Here is an 18,422-nt window from a genome sequence, read left to right on the forward strand (position 1 = left end):
GTTCAATCGGCGGCGGGCCGGGCCGCCCGGGCCAGGTAGTCGTCCAGGGTTCGGCGCGGGCTCCAGCCCTGGGCGTATGCCCGGGTGAGGTCCAGGACCACCGGGTGGGCGAGCTGGTCCACCGCGTAGCGGCTGAGGGCCGGTTCGCCGCCGCCGGCCCGGGCGAGGGCCTCCGCCGCGCGGGCCGCCGTACGGGCCAGGCCCAGCGGCAGGTGCCGGACCCGGGCGCGGACCCCGTGGGCCCGCAGGACCCGGCCCACGGCGGCGTCGCGGGCGTAGGGCTCCGCGTCGGCCACGTTGTACGCGCCCGGGGCCCAGTCGGCCGCCGAGAGGCAGGCATCGGCCAGGTTCTCCACCGCCGTCAGGCTCAGCCGGACGTCCGGCCCCGGCAGCAGCAGCGTCCCGGCCCGGACCCGGGAGAGCAGCCGGGGCAGCAGCTGCGTGTCGCCGGGGCCGTAGACGGCGCGCGGGCGCAGCACCACCGCCCCGGCCGCGAGGGCCAGGGCCTCGCCCGCCGCCTTGGTACGGCCGTAGGCGTTCAGGTGCCCCGTGCGCGGGTGGTCCTCCCCGACCAGGGCGCGGTCGCGGCGCGGGTCGTAGACGCTGGCGCTGCTCACCCAGACCACACTCCGGCCGCCGGCGGCCCGCAGCAGCCGCTCGGTGCCGCCGACGTTGACCGCGTACATCTCCGCCTCGGCCGCCGAACCGGGGGCCGGGTCGCCGACCGCAGCCGCGCAGTGCACGACGAGGTCGATGCCCGAAAGGTCCGGCAGCTCGCGGGCGGCGTCCCAGAAGCGGTGCGCGCCGACCGGGCCCGGCCTGCGCCCCACGCACACCACCTCGGCCCCGCGCGCCGCCGCGGCGCGTGCCACGTGGCCGCCGCAGAAGCCGCTCGCACCGGTGACCGCGATCGAGATACGGGAACTCACGCGCCCGCCCGAACGGTCAGCGAGCGCCAGCCGGGCAGGGCCGCCCGCCGGTCCACCCGGGCCCGCGCCACGACCGGCCGGTGCGGAGCGAGCGCCGCCAGTACGTCGGCCAGCTGTACGCGGGCCAGCCGGGCGCCGGGGCACACGTGCGGCCCCGCGCCGAACACCAGGTGGGAGACGGCCGCGTCCGCCGGGCGGCGGCCGTCGGGGTCGCGCCGGTGCGCCTCGGCGGCGTGCCGGGCGACCAGTACCAGCCGGTCGCCGCCGCGCACCGGGCAGCCGCCGACCGACCCGGCGCCGGCGGCCACCCGGGGCAGTACCGGCGAGGCCGCGGTGACCCGCAGCAACTCGTCGGCCAGCCGGGGGAGCAGCTCCGGGTCCGCGGCCTGGTCCCACAGCCCGGCGTCCGCGCACCAGGCCACGGCCCGGGGCAGCGCGGCCACCGAGGTGTTGACGGCGGCGACCGCCACCATGACGGCCAGGGCGTCGTCCGTACGGCCGAGCAGCCGCTGGAGCCGCGCCGCGGTACGGGCCGCCTCGGCCCGCGCACCCGGGCGGCGCGGGCCGGGCAGATGGCTGCGCACCGAGGCCGCCGCGGCCTCGGCGGCGGCCCGCGCGACGGCGCGCGAATCGGCGCCCGAGTCCAGGAGCGCGCACACCACCGACCCGGCCAGCTCCCGCGCCAGGTCCACCAGGTCCACCTCGCCGCCCCGGGCCAGCGGCGCGACCCCGCGTACCAGCAACGGCCGCCACACCGACCGCAGTTCCGACACACCGGCCGCGCCCAGCCGCTCGGCCAGGCCCCGCCGGTCCGCGCGATGGCCGCCGCCCTCCTGGTCGAACAGGACGCCCCCGCCTTCCGGCAGCGCGGCGCGCGCCGCCCCGCCGGTGGTGCCGGCGGCCGTACGGTCGAGTGGCAGCCGGGTCAGCGCCTCCCGGTAGGCGCCCGCGTCATGCACCAGCAGGGTCCGGCCGAGCCTGCGCACGGCGCGCCCGCGCGTGGCGGCGAGCAGCCCGAACAGCAGGGGATGGCCGCGCAGATAGACGCGGCGGTCGCGGCGGCGGGCCCGCGCGTGCGAGGGGGACATCGGACGTGTACCTCCGTGGTGTCGGCGGACCGGTCCCCGTACCGGAGCGGGGCCAGGTACGGGTGCGGGGTCCGGTACCGGAGCGGGGCCAGGTACGGGTACGGGTACGGGTGCGGGGTCCGGTGCCGGGGCGGGGCCAGGTACGGGTGCCGGGTCCGGTGCCGGAGCAGGGCCAAGTACGGGTGTGGGCTCCGGTACCGGAGCGGGGTCCGGAGTCTGCGGCCCGCGCGCCCCGCCCGTCAGCGGCAGCCCCGTCATGTCCGGCCGCCCTTCAGCAGGGCCGCCGCCAGGGCCGCCGTCGCCGGGCGGTCCGGCTTGCGCGAACGCCCCGACAGCGGGATCTCCGCGAACACCAGGGCGTCGGGCCGGGCCGTGCCCATGCCCCGCAGCGGCTCCGACAGGGCGGCGCGCAGGGTCGCTTCGGCGGTCCCCCGGCGCGGCTGGACCACGGCCACGAGCCGTTCGTCGCCGTCGCCCGCCGGGACGCCGACCAGGACGCCCAGTTCCACACCCGGTACGTGCAGCGCGGGTTCGTACAGGCCCGGGTAGATGTTCTCCGCCCGCCGCAGCACCATGTCCTTGCTGCGGCCCTCCAGGACGATCCGGCCCGCGCCGTCCAGCCGCGCCCGGTCCCCCGTACGCACCCACGGGTCGGGCTCCTCGCCGAGGTAGCGGTGCCGGGCGGCCGGCCCGGACAGCAGCAGCTGCGCGTCGGGCCCGGCGGACACCTCGGCCCGTACGCCGGGCAGCGGCGCGCCGACCAGGTCCCCGGGGCCCTCGAAGGCGGCCTTCTCCCGCGATTCGACCGCCGCGGCCGGGAACAGCTCGGTCAGGGCGTAGACCCCCCAGGCCTCGTCGGCTCCCGCGTCCCGGACCCGGCCGAGCAGCTCGGCACTGGCCGGGGCCGAGCCCGTCCACACCCGGCCCCCGAACCGGGCACCCGCGCCGAGCGCGTCCCGCAGCTGGGGCGGGGTGAGATAGGTGTCCTGGGGCCGCAGCCGGCGCAGCTGCCGGGCGAGCACCCGGGGCGAGCGCGCCGGCAGGGCGACGGGCGCGCCCCGCGTGAGGGCGGGGACGAGGACGAAGAAGGTTCCGCCGAGCACCGGCTCGTCGGGGCGGGCGGCGGCGAACAGCGCGGACACCGTCTCCATGCCGGCCGCCAGACCGGCCCGGGTGTGCACCACGGCCCGCGGCCGCGAGGTGGTCCCGGAGGTGAACACGATCACGGCGTCGTCGTCCCGGTCGCCGTCGGAGCCGCCGTGGACGGGAACACCGGCCCGCGTCGCGCCCAGGTCCAGCCCCGGCGCGCAGCCCGGCAGCCGCGGCCCCACCGTGGCCACCGGCCCCAGCTCCGCCAGGTCCGGCAGCGCCAGTCGGGCCCGCCGGGCCAGCGGCCGGGCCCACCCCGCCACCGCCTGCGCGGCGGCGTCGGCGAGCACCAGCGAGGGCCGGGCCAGCGCGAGGCGGGCCCGTAGCACCTCGGGCCCCGCGCCGGGGTCGAGGACGGCCCCGCGCAGCCCGAGCCGCCACAGCGCGAGCAGCACGGCGAGCGCCCGCGGCCCGGGACGTACGGCGACGCCGACGGTGTCCCCGGCCCGCAGCCCCCGCGCGTGCAGCGCGGCGGCGAACGCGTCGGACAGCTCGGCGAGTTCGCCGCGGGTGGCGCGCACCCGGGGCGCGCCGCCGCGGGTGGCGGTGAGGACGGCGGGCCGCTCGGGGCGGGCGCGCAGCGCGTGGTCGAGTCGGTCCAGCATCAGCGCGGGTCGTCCGTTCCGTGCGTACCGCTGCCCTGGTCGAGGTACCAGCGGGCGGTGCCCGCGAGGCCGTACGCCCGCAGCCGCCGCGTCGAGTTCTCCACGATCATCGACCGGCAGTGCGTGATCCGGTCGGTGTGACGGCGTACGGCGTTCAGGAAGAGCCGGTCCGTCGGCGACGGGCGCCGGGGCATACCGCCGACGGCCAGGTACAGATCGGCGGTGATCGCCATGTTGTTCCCGGCGTGCATGCGGTACGGGGCCCGGAAGCCGTTCCTACGGGAGTGCTGGGGCCGCAGCCGCCCGAAGAGCGCGGCGAGCGCGACCAGCGCGCCGAAGCCGGCCCGGCCGAGGGGGCCGTGCTCATCGCGGCGTGCGACGATCCGCCCGCAGACGAGCCCCGGCTCGCGCGCCAGCGCGGCGCGCGCGGCGCCCGTCCACCCGGGCCTCGGCAGGCAGTCGGCGTCGGTCCGGGCGAGCAGGGTCGCGCCCCGCCCGATCGCGTACCGGAATCCGGTGTCCACGGCCGAGCCGACGCCCTTCTCCGGCTCCTCGATCACCTCCACCGGGAACGGGGCCCTCGCCGCGAACTCCCGCGCGAGGGCACCGGTGCCGTCCGCCGACGCGTTGTCGACGACCAGCAGGGTGAAGTCCCGGTCCCGCTGGGCCGCGAGGGCGCCCAGGGTGTCGGCCAGCCGGGCCTCCTCCTCGTGCGCGGGCACGACCACCCACATCCGGCTCACGACTTCTCCCAGACCATCGTCATGATGCTGATGCCGCCGCCGAGACCGACGAACAGCACCCGCTCTCCCGGCGCCAGTTCGCCGTACACCCGGTCCAGCTGCACCCCGATGCTCGCGCTCGCGATATTGCCGAGCTCGGGCACGGTGACCACCAGCTTCCCGGCCGGCACCCCGGTCAGTTCCGCGAACCGCTCCAGATAGGGCATCGTCACCTGGTGCACCAGCACCTTGGCGAAGCCGTCCCAGTCCATTCCCGTGCGGTGCAGGGTCCGGTCGATGACCGCCGTTCCCACCTTCTCGAAGACCCCGCGCAGTTCGTGCCCGTCACCCCGGAAGTACGTGTACGCGTCCCCGCGCGGGTGCCGGGACCCGCCGCCCGGGATGCCCCCGACCTCCCAGTGCTCGGAGTGCGTCTCGGAGTCCACGTCGAGGATCCCGCCGCGCTCCACGGCCTCCACCACCACGGCCGCCCCCGCGTCGCCGAAGGTATACCCGGCGAAGCCGTCGCGGAACTCGGCGAAGTCGGCGGGCGCCGTGCGGACGGCCCGGCTCGGGGTCTCCCCGGTGACCACCAGCGCGCGCCGGGCCCGCCCGGCGAGGATCATGGAGCGGGCCAGATCGATCCCGTTGACGAAGCTGTTGCAGGCGTTGGTGACGTCCAGGGCGTGGGCCCGCGAGCCGAGTTCCGCCTGCACGATGTGCGCGGTGGCCGGTTCGACCATGTCGCGGGACGCGGAGGCGAACACCAGCAGGTCGATGTCGAGCGGGGTGAGACCGGCGGCGGCCAGCGCCCGGCGCGCCGCGCCCGCGGCGAGCGTCGAGGCGTACACCCCCTCGCCCGCGACCCGGCGGGAGACGATCCCGGTGGCCTGGGTCAGCAGCCTCGGCGGCAGCGCGAGGCCGCCGCGGCGCGCCACCTCCCGCTGGAGGTCCTCCGAGGACAGCACGTCCTCGGGCAGGAGGCTGCCGACGGCGGTTATCCCGGCGCGCGGCCGTGGGTCACTTGGCTGAAAGGGCATGCCCACACGATGACAAGCCGCCATCTCCCGGACCTGAGTACGGATGCTCAAATCGGTGCACGGGCCGGATGAGTACCCCCGGTCAGCGCCCTGACCGCGAAGTGGAGCGACTCCGGGGACTGTTGAGTTGCCGATGGTTCCCCTACCGTCTTCGCCAGACGCGCGGGCCGTCGGCAGTGACCCTTCCGTTCTCCGGCTGTACGGCCAGCTGTCAGACAGGGATCTCCGTCCGGTACCCCGGGGGCGTTGTCCTTGGGGCGCCCCTCGAACCCCCCTCACCCGCAGAGGTCGTCACGCCATGGCAGAACTCAACCGCCGCAGGTTCCTCCAGATCGCCGGCGGCACCGCCGCGATCGCGATGCTGAACGAGAGCATCGCGCGCGCCGCCGCCATCCAGGCGCAGGGCACCACCGGCACGATCCAGGACATCGAGCACATCGTCGTCCTGATGCAGGAGAACCGGTCCTTCGACCACTACTTCGGCGCGATGAAGGGGGTCCGGGGCTTCGGCGACCCGCGGCCCGTCCTCCAGGACAACGGCAAGTCCGTCTTTCACCAGTCCAACGGGACGAAGGACATCCTCCCCTTCAACCCGCAGATCGAGGACCTCGGGATGCAGTTCCTGGAGGGCCTGAACCACGACTGGGCCGGCGGCCACCAGGCGTACAACAACGGCAAGTACGACAAGTGGGTCCCTGCCAAGACGGCCACGACCATGTCGTACATGACCCGGAACGACATCCCGTTCCACTACGCCCTGGCCGACGCCTTCACCGTGTGCGACGCCTACCACTGCTCGTTCATCGGCGCCACCGACCCCAACCGCTACTACATGTGGACGGGTTACACGGGCAACGACGGCACCGGCGGCGGCCCGGTTCTCGGCAACCAGGAGGCCGGCTACGGCTGGAAGACCTACCCCGAGCGTCTGGAGTCGGCCGGAGTCTCCTGGAAGGTCTACCAGGACATCGGCGACGGCCTGAACGCGGCCGGCTCCTGGGGCTGGATCAACGACGCCTTCCGCGGCAACTACGGCGACAACTCGCTGCTGTACTTCAACACCTACCGCAACGCCCAGCCCGGCAGCGCCCTGTACGAGAAGGCCCGTACGGGCACCAACGTCAAGGCGGGCGACGGTTACTTCGACCGGCTGCGCGCCGACGTGGTGAACGGCGCCCTGCCCCAGGTCTCCTACATCACCGCCCCCGAGGCGTTCAGCGAGCACTCCAACTGGCCGACGAACTTCGGCGCCTGGTACATCTCGCAGGTCCTGGACGCGCTGACCGCGAACCCGGCGGTGTGGGCGAAGACCGCCCTCTTCATCACCTACGACGAGAACGACGGCTTCTTCGACCACGTGGTCCCGCCGTACCCGCCCACCTCCTCGGCCTGGGGCCTGTCCACGGCGAGCGTGACCGGCGACCTCTACAACGGTGGCGGCGGCTACGCGGCCGGTCCGTACGGGCTCGGCCCGCGCGTCCCGATGATCGTCGTCTCGCCGTGGAGCAAGGGCGGCTACGTCTGCTCCGAGACCTTCGACCACACCTCGTTGATCCGCTTCATGGAGAAGCGCTTCGGTGTGCAGGAGCCCAACATCTCCCCGTGGCGCCGCGCGGTGTGCGGAGACCTGACCTCGGCGTTCGACTTCACCCAGGCGGACGCCGCGCCGGCCGCCCTGCCCTCCACGGCCGGCTACATCCCGCCGGACAAGGACCGTCACCCGTCCTACCACCCGACCCCGCCGGCCACGGGAACCCTGCCCCGGCAGGAGGCGGGCTCCAAGCCGACCCGCGCCCTGGGCTACAGCCCGTACGTGGACGGCAAGGCCGCCTTCTCGACGGGCAAGTTCACCCTGACCTTCGCCAGTGGTCCCACCCTCGGCGCCCACTTCCACAGCACCTCGGGCAACCGTACGGACGGCCCCTGGCCCTACACGGTCGAGGCGGGCAAGACCCTCTCGGACACCTGGAGCACCAGCGGCTCCACCGGCAACCAGATCAACCTCACGGTCTGGGGCCCGAACGGCTTCCTGCGGACCTGGAAGGGCCCGGCGAAGAAGGCCGGCCCCGAGGTCACGGCCCGCCACGACGCGGCCACCGGCAACCTCAACCTCACCCTGGTCAACTCCGGTTCGGCGGCGGTCAACCTCACGGTGACCAACGCCTACGGCGGCGCCGCCCAGACCTTCAGGGTCACCGCCGGCGCGTCGGTCACCCACACGGTGGACCTGCGCACCACCGGCCGCTGGTACGACGTCAAGGTCGTCTCCGACCTCGACGCCACGTTCCTGCGCCGCTTCGCCGGCCACGTGGAGACGGGCGCCCCGGGCGTCTCCGACCCGGCGCTCAAGACCGTCTGACCCGTTCTCGTCCGGGTGAACCCGCCGCTTCCACCGCCGGCCGGAGGCGGACGCGAAAAACCCCTGGGGTACGAGGAGACCTCGTACCCCAGGGGATCAGGGTGAGTGACGGGACTTGAACCCGCGGCCACCTGGACCACAACCAGGTGCTCTACCAACTGAGCTACACCCACCACGACGGGCGGCGGACCGCCCGTTCGATGTGCATGCACAGCATAGCTGATCAGAAGGGTGGTTCCGCGACGCGTTATCCGGCGGACCGGCTGCCCACCAGGGTGGCGGCGAGCCTGGCCGTCACGCTGTCCGAGCGGCGGGCGGCGTGCGCGACGGCCGCCGCCGCGAGGGCCTTCACCACCGGGTGCGGCCGGGTGCCGTCCCCGGCCAGCTCCGGCTGGAACAGCGTGGCCAGGAAGAAAGGGTGCCCCGGCAGCTCCGCGATGCGGACCTGGCCGTCCTCGTCGTGCCCCGACAGCCGCAGCCCGTGCGCGGTGAGCGCCGGCAGGTGCCGGGGCGCCGGCCCGTAGTCGCAGTGGTAGCGCTCCATGGACCGCTCGGCGCCGAGCGCGGACTCGGCGAGCGATCCGGGCTCGGCCCGTACGAGGCCCTCGTGCCCGACGAGCGAACACGCGAGCGGCGTGATCAGCAGGTCCTCGGCGGCGACCTCATCGGGGGAGGCGTTCTCGGCGTGCGCGGCCCCGGTCAGCCCGCACACGGAGCGGGCGTACTCCAGGAGAGTGTGCTGGAAGCCGCCGCAGGTCCCGAGGAAGGGGATGCCCTCCTCCCGGGCCACCCGGATCGCGGCAAGCGCCCCCGCCTCGCTGGCGTACGGGCTGCCGGGCAGGATCCACACCGCGTCGAACCGGGCCAGCGCGCCGGAGGCGGCCTCGGCCTCGGCGTCGCCGGTCGGGATCCAGTAGGCGTCCAGGACCAGGCCGTCCCGGGAGGCGAGGGCGTCGAGGAGGAGCGGGATCCGGGTGTGGGACGTCACGTGCGGGGAGCGGTCGCCGACGAGGGCGATCCGGGCGATCTGTGCGGTGGTCATGTGGATCATCCTGGGGGCGGGGCCCGCTTCAGCGCCAACGATTGTTCCTGCATGATCGATAAGCAATGCTGATGACCATGGATCCGCACCTGCTCCGCACCTTCGTGACCGTCGCCCGGCTGTCCTCCTTCTCCGCCGCGGCCCGCGAGCTCGGCTACACCCAGTCGGCGGTCTCGCAGCACATCGCCGCGCTGGAGGGGGACCTGCGCACCGAGCTGCTCACCCGGCGGCCCGTGGAACCGACCCCGGCCGGGGTGCGGCTGCTGGAACACGCCGCGCCGCTGCTGCTGCGGCTCGACGCGGCCCGGGCCGATGTGCTGCGGCTGGCCTCCGCGCCGCCCGGGCGGATCACGCTCGCGGCCTCCCCGCTCGCCGTCGGGCCCCGGCTGCTCGCGGCGCTGCCCGCCACCGGGGTCACCCTGCGGGTGCTGCCGCCGGCCGAGGTGCCGGCCGCCGTCGCCACCGGGGACTGCGATCTCGGGCTGGTCGACGGACCGGCCGCGCCCAGCGATCCGCTGCGGCTGCCCGATGTGGCCCCGCTGGCGGTGACCGGCGTGGCGGAGGAGGAGCTGGCCGTCCTCCTTCCGGCCGGGCACCCCCTCGCCGGGCGGGCCGCCGTCCGGCTGGACGACCTGGCCGACGCGCGCTGGCTCGACGCCCCGGGCGTGGGCGTGCCGCCCGGCCTGGCCCGGACGGCGCCTGCCCTGCGCTACGAGGGCACCGACCTGCGTACCCTGTGCGCCCTCGCGGCCGCGGGCCACGGCCTGGCCCTGCTGCCGCTCCGGGTGGCGCGGACGGCGGGCGCGGGGGTCGCCGTACCGCTCGACGCGCCGCGCCTGGTCCACCGTACGGAGCTGCTGTCGCCCGGAAATTTGACCGGCGCGGCCGCTGCGCTCGCCGCACGGCTCGCGGGAGGATCCCCGTATGGACCATGAACCCGCACCTGTGAAGGGCTCCGAGCCCGAGCCGTTCACCTCCGCCGACTACGCCGCCCGGATGACCGCCGCCGCGGCGGCCGCCGCCGACGCCGGGCTCGCCGGGCTGCTGATCGCGCCCGGGCCCGACCTCACCCACCTCACCGGGTACCGCCCGACCGCCGAGACCGAGCGGATGACCCTGCTCGTGCTTGCCGCCGGGCAGGACCCGGTGCTCGTCGTGCCCGCGCTGGAGGCCCCCGACGCGGCCAAGGCCCCGGGCGCCGGGGCGCTGACCCTGCGCGACTGGACCGACGGGAAGAGCCCGTACGCGGCGACCGCCCCGCTGCTGGACGTGGCCGGCCGGTTCGGGGTGAGCGACAACACCTGGTCGCTCCATCTCCTGAACCTCCAGCGGGAGTTGCCCGCCACCTCGTACGTCCCGCTCACCGATGCCCTGCCGATGCTCCGGGCCGTCAAGGACGAGCGGGAGCTGGCCCGTCTCGCGGCGGCCGGCGCCGCCGCCGACGCGGCGTACGCGCAGGTCCTCCACCTCCCCTTCGCCGGCCGCCGGGAGAGCGACGTCGCCGCCGACCTGGCCGGGCTGCTGCGCGTCCACGGCCACTCCCAGGTCGACTTCACGGTGGTCGGCTCCGGTCCGAACGGCGCCAATCCCCACCACAAGGCCGGGGACCGGGTCATCCGGCGCGGCGACATGGTGGTCCTCGACTTCGGCGGCCTCATGGACGGCTACGGCTCCGACATCTCCCGTACCGTCCACGTCGGCGAGCCCACCACCGAGGAGCAGCGCGTCCACGACATCGTCCGCGAGGCCCAGCAGGCCGGCGTGGCGGCCGTCCGGCCGGGCGTCTCCTGCCAGGAGGTGGACCGGGCGGCCCGCGCGGTGATCACCGAGTTCGGCTACGGCGACCGCTTCATCCACCGCACCGGGCACGGCATCGGAGTCACCACCCACGAGCCCCCGTACATGGTGGAGGGCGAGGAGCAGCCGATGGTGCCCGGGATGTGCTTCTCCGTGGAGCCGGGCATCTATCTGCCCGGACGGTTCGGGGTCCGCATCGAGGACATCGTCACGGTGACCGGGGACGGCGGGCGCCGCCTCAACCACGCACCGCGCGAACTGGCGGTCGTGGAGTAGCGGAGCAGGGGAGTAGTGGCGTAGGGGAGTAGCCGTCCGGTCGGCGGCCCCCACCCCCAAGCCCCTCACGGGCCGAGTACCACCGCCGACTCGCCCGGTACGTGGATCCGCCCGTCCGGCCCCGGGTGGTCGAGGGGCTCCCAGGAGGCCAGGACCCGGACCCCGTTGCGGCCGAGCGCGATGGTCGCCGCCTCCGCGGACAGGTTGACCACGATACGGACATCCCCGCGCCGGAAGGTCAGCCAGCGGCGCTCCTCGTCGTAGGCGACCCGGACCGCCGCGAGGTCCGGATCGCGCAGGTCGGGGTGGCCGCGACGGAGCGCGACGAGGGTCCGGTACCAGGACAGCAGGCGGGCGTGCGGCTCCTGCCCGGGCTCGGTCCAGTCCAGGCGGGAGCGGTCCCGGGTGGCGGGGTCCTGCGGGTCCGGGATCTCTTCGGCCTTCCAGCCGTGCGCGGCGAACTCCCGGCGCCGCCCGGCGCGTACCGCCTCGGCGAGCGCCGGGTCGGGGTGGTCGGTGAAGTACTGCCACGGCGTGCCGGCGCCCCACTCCTCGCCCATGAACAGCATCGGTACGAACGGCCCGGTCAGCACCAGCGTCGCGGCGCAGGCCAGCAGGCCGGGCGAGAGCGAGGCGGCGAGCCGGTCGCCCAGCGCCCGGTTGCCGATCTGGTCGTGGGTCTGGGCGTAGCCGAGGAAGCGGTGCGCCGGCGTCCGGCGGCGGTCCACGGGGCGGCCGTGGCTGCGGCCCCGGAAGGAGGACCAGGTCCCGTCGTGGAAGAAGGCCCGGGTCAAGGTCTTGGCGAGGGCCGCGAGCGGGGCCTCGGCGAAGTCCGCGTAGTACGCCTGGGATTCGCCGGTCAGCGCACAGTGCAGGGCGTGGTGGAAGTCGTCGTTCCACTGCGCGTGCAGCCCCAGGCCCCCGGCGGCGCGCGGGGTGGTGGTGCGCGGGTCGCACCGGTCGGACTCGGCGATCAGGAACAGCGGACGGCCGCTCTCCGCCGCCAGTTCGTCGACGGCCGCCGCCAGTTCCTCCAGGAAGGTCAGCGCCCGCCCGTCGGCCAGCGCGTGGACGGCGTCCAGGCGGAGCCCGTCGACGCGGTAGTCCCGCAGCCAGGCGAGGGCGCTGCCGAGGAAGTACGCCCGGACCTCGTCGGAGCCGGGCGCGTCCAGGTTGACGGCCGCGCCCCAGGGGGTGTGGTGGGCGTCCGTGAAGTACGGGCCGAAGGCGGGCAGATGGTTCCCCGAGGGCCCGAGGTGGTTGTGGACCACGTCCAGCACCACCCCCAGCCCCGCCGCGTGCGCCGCGTCCACGAACCGGGCGAGGCCGGCCGGGCCGCCGTACGGTTCGTGGACCGCCCACGGAGCGACCCCGTCGTACCCCCAGCCGTGCCGGCCGGGGAAGGGGCAGACCGGCATCAGCTCCACGTGCGTGACGCCGAGCGCGGTCAGGTGCGGGAGGCGGGCGGCGGCCGCGTCGAAGGTGCCCTCGGGGGTGAAGGTGCCGATGTGCAGCTCGTACAGGACGGCGTCCTGGAGCGGGACGCGCGGCGGCCGCGCCCCGGGGCGCGGCGCCTCGGGCCGTAGCGCCTCGACGTCCACCACCGCGCTGAGCCCGCCGGGGCCGTCCGGCAGGCGCCGCCCGCGCGGGTCCGGCCGTACGAGGTCCCGCTCGCGCTCGTCGCCGAGCAGGAATCCGTACCGGTCCCCGTCGGCGGCCGGGGCCTCCACGGTCCACCAGCCGTCCCGGCCGGGTCCGCGCGGGTCGGGTGACATGTCGTAGGTGGCGCCGTTCAGCCGCAGCGCGACCCGGTCGGTCAGCGGTGCCCACACCTCGAATTGCACGGACGGTCCCCTCGTCTGCGGCGGTGCCCAGCATGCGTCTCGCGCCCATCATCGCGGGCCCGGCGGGGCCGTTCTGGACACTCCGGCCCTGACGGGCCGACAATCACCCTGTGACGTCGAGTTTCGAGTTTCCCGCCTACCCCGCGCCGCGGCTGTCCGACGCGGAGCGCGACCGGGCGCTGGGCCAGCTCAGGGAGGGCGCGGCCCTCGGCCAACTGTCGCACGACACCTTCCTGCGCCGCATGGAACTCGCGCTGGTCGCCCGCCGATCCGAGGACCTCGCCGTCCTCACGGCCGACCTCGAAGGCCGGGAGCGTGCCGAAAGCCCGTGGAGCCGCCGCCTGTTCGGCTGGGTCGGACGGGCCTCGGCCGTGTCCGTCGGCGTCCGGCGGGCCTGGGCGGCCGAGCGGCTGCCCACACTGCTCTTCCCGCATCCCGGCTACGGGCCCCTGCGCATCGGCCGCGATCCCGGCAACGGGCTGCGGCTCACCCACGAGACCGTTTCGCGGGCGCATGCCGAGCTGACCTTCCACGACGGCCTGTGGGTGCTCAAGGACCTCGGCTCCACCAACGGCACCACCGTCAACGGCCGCCGGGTCACCGGCTCGGCCGTGGTCCGTGACGGGGACCAGGTCGGCTTCGGGCGGGTCACGTACCGGCTGTCGGCGAGCTGACCTCCGGGGGCGGGTCAGGGGGAGGGCGTCACCGGTGGCACCCCCGCGAGCCGTTCGTACGCCGCCAGTACGGTCCGGGACTGGTGCTCCACCTGCGTGGCCACCGGCACCCAGCGGGCCTGGAACCGGGCCGCGAACTCCTCGCACCAGCCGGTGACCAGGCGATCCAGCGCGGGCGCCGCCGGGTCGCCCTGGGCGCGCAGTACGCGGAGCAGCATCGCGGCGGCGCGCAGCGACAGGCGCCGCCCGAAGGCGTCGAGGCTGCCGATGTGCGCGGCGGTGGCCTCCGCGGGCGCCCCGGCCCCCGTCCACTCGGCGGCGACCAGGGGGATCAGCGCCAGCGTCCAGTCCACCGCCCGCAGGAGCGGCGCGGCGGCGGGATCGGCGTGGTGGACGAGGTCCGGGACCCCGGCGCGGACGGCGGCCACCCGCGCGGCGTCCTCGGTGAGCCGGGCGGCGAGCATCCGCAGGGCGCCGCGCGGGTCGGGGTGCGGGGCCGGGTCGTCAACCAGGTCGGAGGCCCACATGGGGACTTCGACGATCGCGGTGGTGCCGGCGTAGCGGTGGGCGTGGTACCAGGTGCTGAGCCGTGTGTCCTCCGTGTGGAAGGCCCCGGCGGCGTTGCTTCCGGGCTCCGGGATGACGAAGATCCCCGGCCCGGGGGAGGGCCAGCCGACCGCGTCGGAGGCGGCGGTCTCCACGGGGATGCGCAGCTCGGCGGCGGATTTGCCGAACGGCTCGGCGAGGCCCGGAACGTCGCGGGTGAGCTGGACCCAGGACCCGCCGAGGTCGGTGCCGTGGAGGGAGACCTGGAGGAAGGGCCGCAGCTCGTCGATGACGGCGGTCAGCGCACGGGTCTCGGGCGGCAGCCGGTCCGGGGGCAGCAAGGACGGGGCCCACTCGGGCTGTTCGGGGCCGGGCGGCCGGAAGAAGTTCCGGTGGTAGTCGAGGAGGGAGTACGGGCGGGGCGTGCGGTGCAGGGCCGCGCCGTCGGGGTCCGCGCAGAGGAGGAAGTGCCAGCCGCACCCGACGCGGTGGGCGGGGTCGCGGATGAGCCGACGGGCGAGCGCGAGCGCGGTGGCCCCGCCGACGGGCTCGTTGGCATGCGCCCCGGCGACCACGAGCACCCCGCCCCCGCCCCTCTGCACCCCGCTGCGAAAGCCACCCCGCGGCCCGCCACCGGAGCCGTCGTCCGGGCCGTCGTCCGAGCCGTCGTCCGATCTGACGTCCGGGCTGCCGTCCGAGCCGTCGTCCGGGCTGCCGCCCGATCTGACGTCCGGGCCGCCGCTCGGGCCGCTGCTCGGGCCGCTGCTCGGGCCGCTGCTCGGGCCGACGGAGAGCAGCCAGAGGGGGGCTCCGCCCCGGGAGGTGCCGACCTGGCGGAGCCGGACCAGAGCGGGGTGTTCGTCCGCGAGGGCGCGGGCGGCGAGTGCCAGTTCATGCGGCGTGGGGTAGCACATGTCACGGATGAGGGTCACAAGGGATGCCATGCCCGCCGCGCACGCCCCCTACTGCTCCGCACGGGCCGCCATTTCCCCCCGTATCCCCCTGGTTGAAGCGGTACCACCCGCTCCGGGGATCGGCTACTGCTGGTGGAGGCCGCGGCCCGCGAGGGTGAGGAAGGCCTCGCCCACCGCCTCCGACAGGGTCGGGTGGGCGTGGATGTGGCGGGCCACGTCCGACGGCTCCGCGTCCCATCCCACGATCAGCTGGCTCTCCGCGATCATCTCCGACACGTGCGGCCCCACCAGGTGCACGCCCAGCACCCGCCCGCCGCCCCGCTCCGCGACGACCTTCACGGAGCCGCCCTGCCCGTGGACCATCCCCTTGGCCACCGCCGTCAACGGCATCGTGTTCACCACCACGTCGTACGACGCGTCCCGCGCCTGCGCCTCCGTCAGCCCGACGGCGGCCGTCTGCGGCGAGGAGTACGTCACGCGGGGCACCGCCGCGTAGTCCACCGGCGCGCTCGCCACCCCCGCCAGGGTCTCCGCCACCAGCAGCCCCTCCGCGAACGACGCGTGGGCCAGCCCCAGCGACGGCGGCGGCAGCAGATCGCCCACCACGTGGATCCCCGGCACCGCGGTCTCCAGCCGGGACCAGTCGGCCGGCGCCACGAACCCCCGCTCGTCGGGGGCCAGTCCGGCCGCCGCCAGGTCCAGACCGTCGGTCACCGGAACCCGCCCGACCGCCACGAGCAGCCGCTCCGCCGTGATCTCCCGTACCTCCCCGCGAGCCGTCCGCACGGTCGCCCGTACGCCGCCCCCGTCCGGGAGCCGCTCGGCCCCCTCCAGCCGGGCCCCCGTAGCCACGTCGATCCCGCGCCTCTTCAGCCCCCGCGTCAGATGCCGGGACACGTCCGCGTCCTCCAGCGGAACCAGCCGGTCGGCCGCCTCCACCAGCGTCACCTCCGCGCCCATCGAGCGGTGGAACGAGGCGTACTCCACCCCGATCGCCCCGCCGCCCAGTACCAGCACCGACCCCGGCAGCCCCGGCGCGAACAGCGCGTCGTCACTGGTGACGACGGTGTGCCCGTCCGGCTCCAGGCCCGGCAGGGTGCGCGGCCGCGAACCGGTGGCCAGCACGATCCCGCGCGCGGCGGTGAACTCCCGCCCGTCCTCCACCCGCACCGAGCGCGGCCCGGTCAGCCGGGCACCGCCGCGCACCACCCGTACGCCGGCGTGCTCCAAGTGCCCCTCCACGCCCCTGTGGTTGCGGGAGACGATGCCGTCCCGCGTCGCGGTCAGCGCCGCCCAGTCCACGGACTCCACCCTCGCCCGGACCCCCCACCGCTCGCGCGCCTCGGCTATGCCGTCCACGAGTTCGGCCGCGTGCAGCATCGCCTTGCTGGGGATGCACCCGCGGTGCAGGCAGGTCCCGCCGACCTTGTCGCGTTCCGCGAGGACGACGGTCAGGCCGAGGGCCGCGGCGCGCAGGGCGGTGCTGTAGCCGCCCGTGCCGCCGCCGATCACGATCACATCAACGGTGTTCATGCTCATGCTCATGCTCATGTGCCCAGCCTGCGGGGCCCGTTCCGATAAATCCAAGGCAATGATCTTCTCGCTTCCATGCACGCTCTTTATGCTTCCCGGTCATGAGCCTGCGCCAGATGGAGTACTTCCTCACCGTCGTGGAGGAGTCCTCCTTCACCCGGGCCGCCGAGGCCCTGCACGTCACCCAGCCCGCCCTCTCCCACCAGGTCAAAGCCCTGGAACGGTCCGTGGGCGGCGAGTTGCTGGAACGCCTGCCGCGCGCGGTCCGGCTCACCCCCATGGGCCGCGCCTTCCTGCCGCACGCCCAGCTCGCCGTCCGCAGCGCCCGCCAGGCGGAGCGGGCCGCCCGCGCCGCCGCCGGGGCGGCCGGCGGCGAGCTGCACATCGCCACCGTCCACGCCGTCGCCGTCGGCCTGCTCCCCGCCGTCGCCGCCCGCTGGCGCTCCCTGCACCCGGGCGTGGCGCTGGTGCTGCGCGAGTACGGGTCCACCGACGCCCTGGAGGAGCAGCTGGAGCGGGGCGCCGCCGACCTGGCCGTGGGGCCGGAGCCCGCGCGGTGGAAGGGGCCGGTGCTTCCGGTCGGGCGGGAGGAACTCGTCCTGGTCGTGCCGTTCGACGATCCGCTCGCCGCGCGGGGCGGCGCCGTCCGCCTCACCGAGCTCGCCGACCGGGACTGGATCCGCTGCGCGATGGAACCGGTGGTCCAGGGCGAGCCGTTCATCGACTGGGCGTGCGGCCGGGTGGGGTTCACCCCGCGCACGGTGCTCCGTACGGAACACACCTCGACGGCGGTACGGATGGCCGCCGCCGGGGTCGGCGTCGTCGTGGCCCCGGCCCACATGGTCCGGGGCGCCGTCGGCGAGGACTGCGTGCTGCTCTCCCTCGACCCGCCGTGGCACCGGCCGCTCGCGGTCTTCTCCCGGGTCCCGCTGACCGGGGCCGCCGCGGCCTTCGCCCGGCTACTCGACGCGCAGTAGCGCCACCGCCGGCCGGGCCCGCAGCAGCTCGGCGAGCCGTACGCCGCCGTGGTACGAGGCCTCGTGGTCCAGGGGTGCCCAGCGGCCCGGCGGCAGGTCCAGGGTGGTGTCGCGCCAGCCGCCCGCCCCGGCCAGCCGGTGCGAGAGCCGGGTGGCCACCGCGAGCAGCCCGGCCGTGCCGCGCCCCCGGGCGAAGGCCACGCAGTGCCGCGCCGCCGGGCCCCGCGCCGCGAGCGGGGTGTAGCCGGTGAAGAGCCCGGGCCGGTCGCGGCGCAGCCGCAGCAGGGCCGCCGTCAGCGCGAGTTTCTCCTCGGCCGGGCCCTGGGGGGCGGCGCCCGCGTCCAGCCGGGCCAGCGCCTCGCGGGGGAAGCGGGCCGGGCGCCGGTTGTCCGGGTCGACGAGGGCCCGGTACTCGGTCTCGGCGCCCTGGTACACCTCCGGGACCCCCGGCATGGCCAGGTGCAGCAGCGCCATCCCGAGGAGGTTGGCCCGGGCGGCCGCCGCGAGCTCCGCCGGGAGCTCCGCCGCCTCGGGCACCAGGGCCTCGATGCCGCTCTCGTACGCCGGGTCCGGGTCGGTCCAGCTGGTGCGCAGCCCGGCCTCGCGGGCCGACTTCAGCAGGGCCCCGGCCAGCCGGGGCACCCGATCCGGGACATCGCCAAGCCCCAGCGCGGTCTGCCACGCCACCCACGCGAGCTGCGCATCGCCCCCGCCCCCCGGTCCCACGGACCCCCCGGCCCAGCCCGGCCCGCCGCCGGGGGCGCCCCCGGGCAACTCCAGCCTCGCCAGCGTGTGAGGCTCCGCGCCGGGCACATCCAGCCTCGCCGGCTTTTGAGGCTCCGCGCCGGGCAAATCCAGCCTCGCCGGCGTTTGAGGCGCGGGTCCGGGCGGAGCCCGGTGCCCGGCGGAGCCGGGGTTCGGGGGGGG

The 18,422-nt window shown here is 75.7% G+C and carries 15 protein-coding genes and 1 tRNA gene; 5 read left to right on the forward strand and 11 right to left on the reverse strand.

What is annotated here, in order from left to right:
* Positions 1 to 2: 2 nt before the first annotated feature.
* From MTF65_RS24980 to MTF65_RS25000, 5 genes are all read right to left on the reverse strand, one after another.
* Positions 3 to 929, reverse strand: coding sequence for an NAD(P)-dependent oxidoreductase (locus MTF65_RS24980; RefSeq protein ID WP_243631182.1), 927 nt, complete (start codon positions 927 to 929; stop codon positions 3 to 5).
* Positions 926 to 2,017 (reverse strand): cytochrome P450, encoded by a 1,092-nt coding sequence (locus MTF65_RS24985; RefSeq protein ID WP_243631183.1) that lies wholly within the window; start codon positions 2,015 to 2,017, stop codon positions 926 to 928. Before MTF65_RS24985 ends, MTF65_RS24980 begins: the two co-directional genes overlap by 4 nt.
* A 254-nt stretch (positions 2,018 to 2,271) precedes the next feature.
* Positions 2,272 to 3,771, reverse strand: coding sequence for a class I adenylate-forming enzyme family protein (locus tag MTF65_RS24990; RefSeq protein ID WP_243631184.1), 1,500 nt, complete (start codon positions 3,769 to 3,771; stop codon positions 2,272 to 2,274).
* On the reverse strand, positions 3,771 to 4,505 hold the full coding sequence (locus tag MTF65_RS24995) for a glycosyltransferase family A protein (RefSeq protein WP_243631202.1): 735 nt from the start codon (positions 4,503 to 4,505) through the stop codon (positions 3,771 to 3,773). Before MTF65_RS24995 ends, MTF65_RS24990 begins: the two co-directional genes overlap by 1 nt.
* Positions 4,506 to 4,510: 5 nt before the next feature.
* On the reverse strand, positions 4,511 to 5,533 hold the full coding sequence (locus tag MTF65_RS25000; RefSeq protein ID WP_243631185.1) for a 3-oxoacyl-ACP synthase III family protein: 1,023 nt from the start codon (positions 5,531 to 5,533) through the stop codon (positions 4,511 to 4,513).
* 298 nt (positions 5,534 to 5,831) lie between these two features.
* Here MTF65_RS25000 and MTF65_RS25005 point away from each other — a divergent pair, with 298 nt between their 5' ends.
* Positions 5,832 to 7,892: a phosphocholine-specific phospholipase C gene (locus MTF65_RS25005; RefSeq protein ID WP_243631186.1), complete on the forward strand. Its 2,061-nt coding sequence runs from the start codon at positions 5,832 to 5,834 to the stop codon at positions 7,890 to 7,892.
* A 100-nt stretch (positions 7,893 to 7,992) separates the two neighbouring features.
* On the opposite strand, the gene MTF65_RS25010 is transcribed toward MTF65_RS25005, so the two are convergent.
* Both MTF65_RS25010 and MTF65_RS25015 read right to left on the reverse strand, forming a co-directional pair.
* Positions 7,993 to 8,065 (reverse strand) — tRNA-His (locus tag MTF65_RS25010).
* Positions 8,066 to 8,139: 74 nt separating this feature from the next.
* Positions 8,140 to 8,934, reverse strand: a complete 795-nt coding sequence (locus MTF65_RS25015) for a glutamine amidotransferase-related protein (RefSeq protein ID WP_243631187.1) — start codon at positions 8,932 to 8,934, stop codon at positions 8,140 to 8,142.
* A 77-nt stretch (positions 8,935 to 9,011) separates the two neighbouring features.
* Between MTF65_RS25015 and MTF65_RS25020 the strand changes: the two genes are divergently transcribed.
* Both MTF65_RS25020 and MTF65_RS25025 read left to right on the forward strand, forming a co-directional pair.
* Complete coding sequence (locus MTF65_RS25020) at positions 9,012 to 9,869, forward strand: LysR family transcriptional regulator (protein ID WP_243631203.1); 858 nt, start codon at positions 9,012 to 9,014, stop codon at positions 9,867 to 9,869.
* Positions 9,859 to 11,007 carry an aminopeptidase P family protein gene (locus MTF65_RS25025; RefSeq protein WP_243631188.1) on the forward strand — a complete coding sequence of 383 codons (1,149 nt, stop codon included), beginning with the start codon at positions 9,859 to 9,861 and terminating at the stop codon, positions 11,005 to 11,007. The genes MTF65_RS25020 and MTF65_RS25025 overlap by 11 nt, the downstream gene beginning before the upstream one ends.
* Before the next feature lie 65 nt (positions 11,008 to 11,072).
* On the opposite strand, the gene treZ is transcribed toward MTF65_RS25025, so the two are convergent.
* Positions 11,073 to 12,851, reverse strand: a complete 1,779-nt coding sequence (gene treZ / locus MTF65_RS25030; protein WP_243631189.1) for a malto-oligosyltrehalose trehalohydrolase — start codon at positions 12,849 to 12,851, stop codon at positions 11,073 to 11,075.
* Between the two features lie 110 nt (positions 12,852 to 12,961).
* On the opposite strand from treZ, the gene MTF65_RS25035 reads away from it, so the two are divergent.
* On the forward strand, positions 12,962 to 13,525 hold the full coding sequence (locus tag MTF65_RS25035; protein ID WP_243631190.1) for a DUF1707 and FHA domain-containing protein: 564 nt from the start codon (positions 12,962 to 12,964) through the stop codon (positions 13,523 to 13,525).
* A 14-nt stretch (positions 13,526 to 13,539) separates the two neighbouring features.
* On the opposite strand, the gene MTF65_RS25040 is transcribed toward MTF65_RS25035, so the two are convergent.
* Both MTF65_RS25040 and lpdA read right to left on the reverse strand, forming a co-directional pair.
* On the reverse strand, positions 13,540 to 15,015 hold the full coding sequence (locus MTF65_RS25040) for a M14 family zinc carboxypeptidase (protein ID WP_243631191.1): 1,476 nt from the start codon (positions 15,013 to 15,015) through the stop codon (positions 13,540 to 13,542).
* A 93-nt stretch (positions 15,016 to 15,108) separates the two neighbouring features.
* On the reverse strand, positions 15,109 to 16,518 hold the full coding sequence (lpdA, locus tag MTF65_RS25045; RefSeq protein ID WP_374207294.1) for a dihydrolipoyl dehydrogenase: 1,410 nt from the start codon (positions 16,516 to 16,518) through the stop codon (positions 15,109 to 15,111).
* Between the two features lie 101 nt (positions 16,519 to 16,619).
* Here lpdA and MTF65_RS25050 point away from each other — a divergent pair, with 101 nt between their 5' ends.
* Positions 16,620 to 17,495: a LysR family transcriptional regulator gene (locus tag MTF65_RS25050; protein WP_243631193.1), complete on the forward strand. Its 876-nt coding sequence runs from the start codon at positions 16,620 to 16,622 to the stop codon at positions 17,493 to 17,495.
* On the opposite strand, the gene MTF65_RS25055 is transcribed toward MTF65_RS25050, so the two are convergent.
* A complete protein-coding gene (locus tag MTF65_RS25055) occupies positions 17,478 to 18,182 on the reverse strand; it encodes a hypothetical protein (protein ID WP_243631194.1) in 705 nt (234 codons plus the stop codon). The two genes, MTF65_RS25050 and MTF65_RS25055, sit on opposite strands and share 18 nt — an antisense overlap.
* Positions 18,183 to 18,422: the final 240 nt, after the last annotated feature.

The sequence above is a fragment of the Streptomyces sp. APSN-46.1 genome (assembly GCF_022815725.1).
In the GTDB taxonomy this organism is placed as follows: Bacteria; Actinomycetota; Actinomycetes; order Streptomycetales; family Streptomycetaceae; genus Streptomyces.

Coding starts and splice junctions, on each gene's coding strand:
- MTF65_RS25015 (WP_243631187.1), bottom strand. CDS start 8,934: ATGACCACCGCACAGATCGCCCGGATCGCCCTCGTCGGCGACCGCTCC.
- MTF65_RS25040 (WP_243631191.1), bottom strand. CDS start 15,015: ATGGCATCCCTTGTGACCCTCATCCGTGACATGTGCTACCCCACGCCG.
- MTF65_RS25025 (WP_243631188.1), top strand. CDS start 9,859: ATGGACCATGAACCCGCACCTGTGAAGGGCTCCGAGCCCGAGCCGTTC.
- MTF65_RS25020 (WP_243631203.1), top strand. CDS start 9,012: ATGGATCCGCACCTGCTCCGCACCTTCGTGACCGTCGCCCGGCTGTCC.
- MTF65_RS25050 (WP_243631193.1), top strand. CDS start 16,620: ATGAGCCTGCGCCAGATGGAGTACTTCCTCACCGTCGTGGAGGAGTCC.
- MTF65_RS25005 (WP_243631186.1), top strand. CDS start 5,832: ATGGCAGAACTCAACCGCCGCAGGTTCCTCCAGATCGCCGGCGGCACC.
- MTF65_RS24990 (WP_243631184.1), bottom strand. CDS start 3,771: ATGCTGGACCGACTCGACCACGCGCTGCGCGCCCGCCCCGAGCGGCCC.
- MTF65_RS25000 (WP_243631185.1), bottom strand. CDS start 5,533: ATGCCCTTTCAGCCAAGTGACCCACGGCCGCGCGCCGGGATAACCGCC.
- MTF65_RS24985 (WP_243631183.1), bottom strand. CDS start 2,017: ATGTCCCCCTCGCACGCGCGGGCCCGCCGCCGCGACCGCCGCGTCTAT.
- lpdA (WP_374207294.1), bottom strand. CDS start 16,518: ATGAACACCGTTGATGTGATCGTGATCGGCGGCGGCACGGGCGGCTAC.
- MTF65_RS24995 (WP_243631202.1), bottom strand. CDS start 4,505: ATGTGGGTGGTCGTGCCCGCGCACGAGGAGGAGGCCCGGCTGGCCGAC.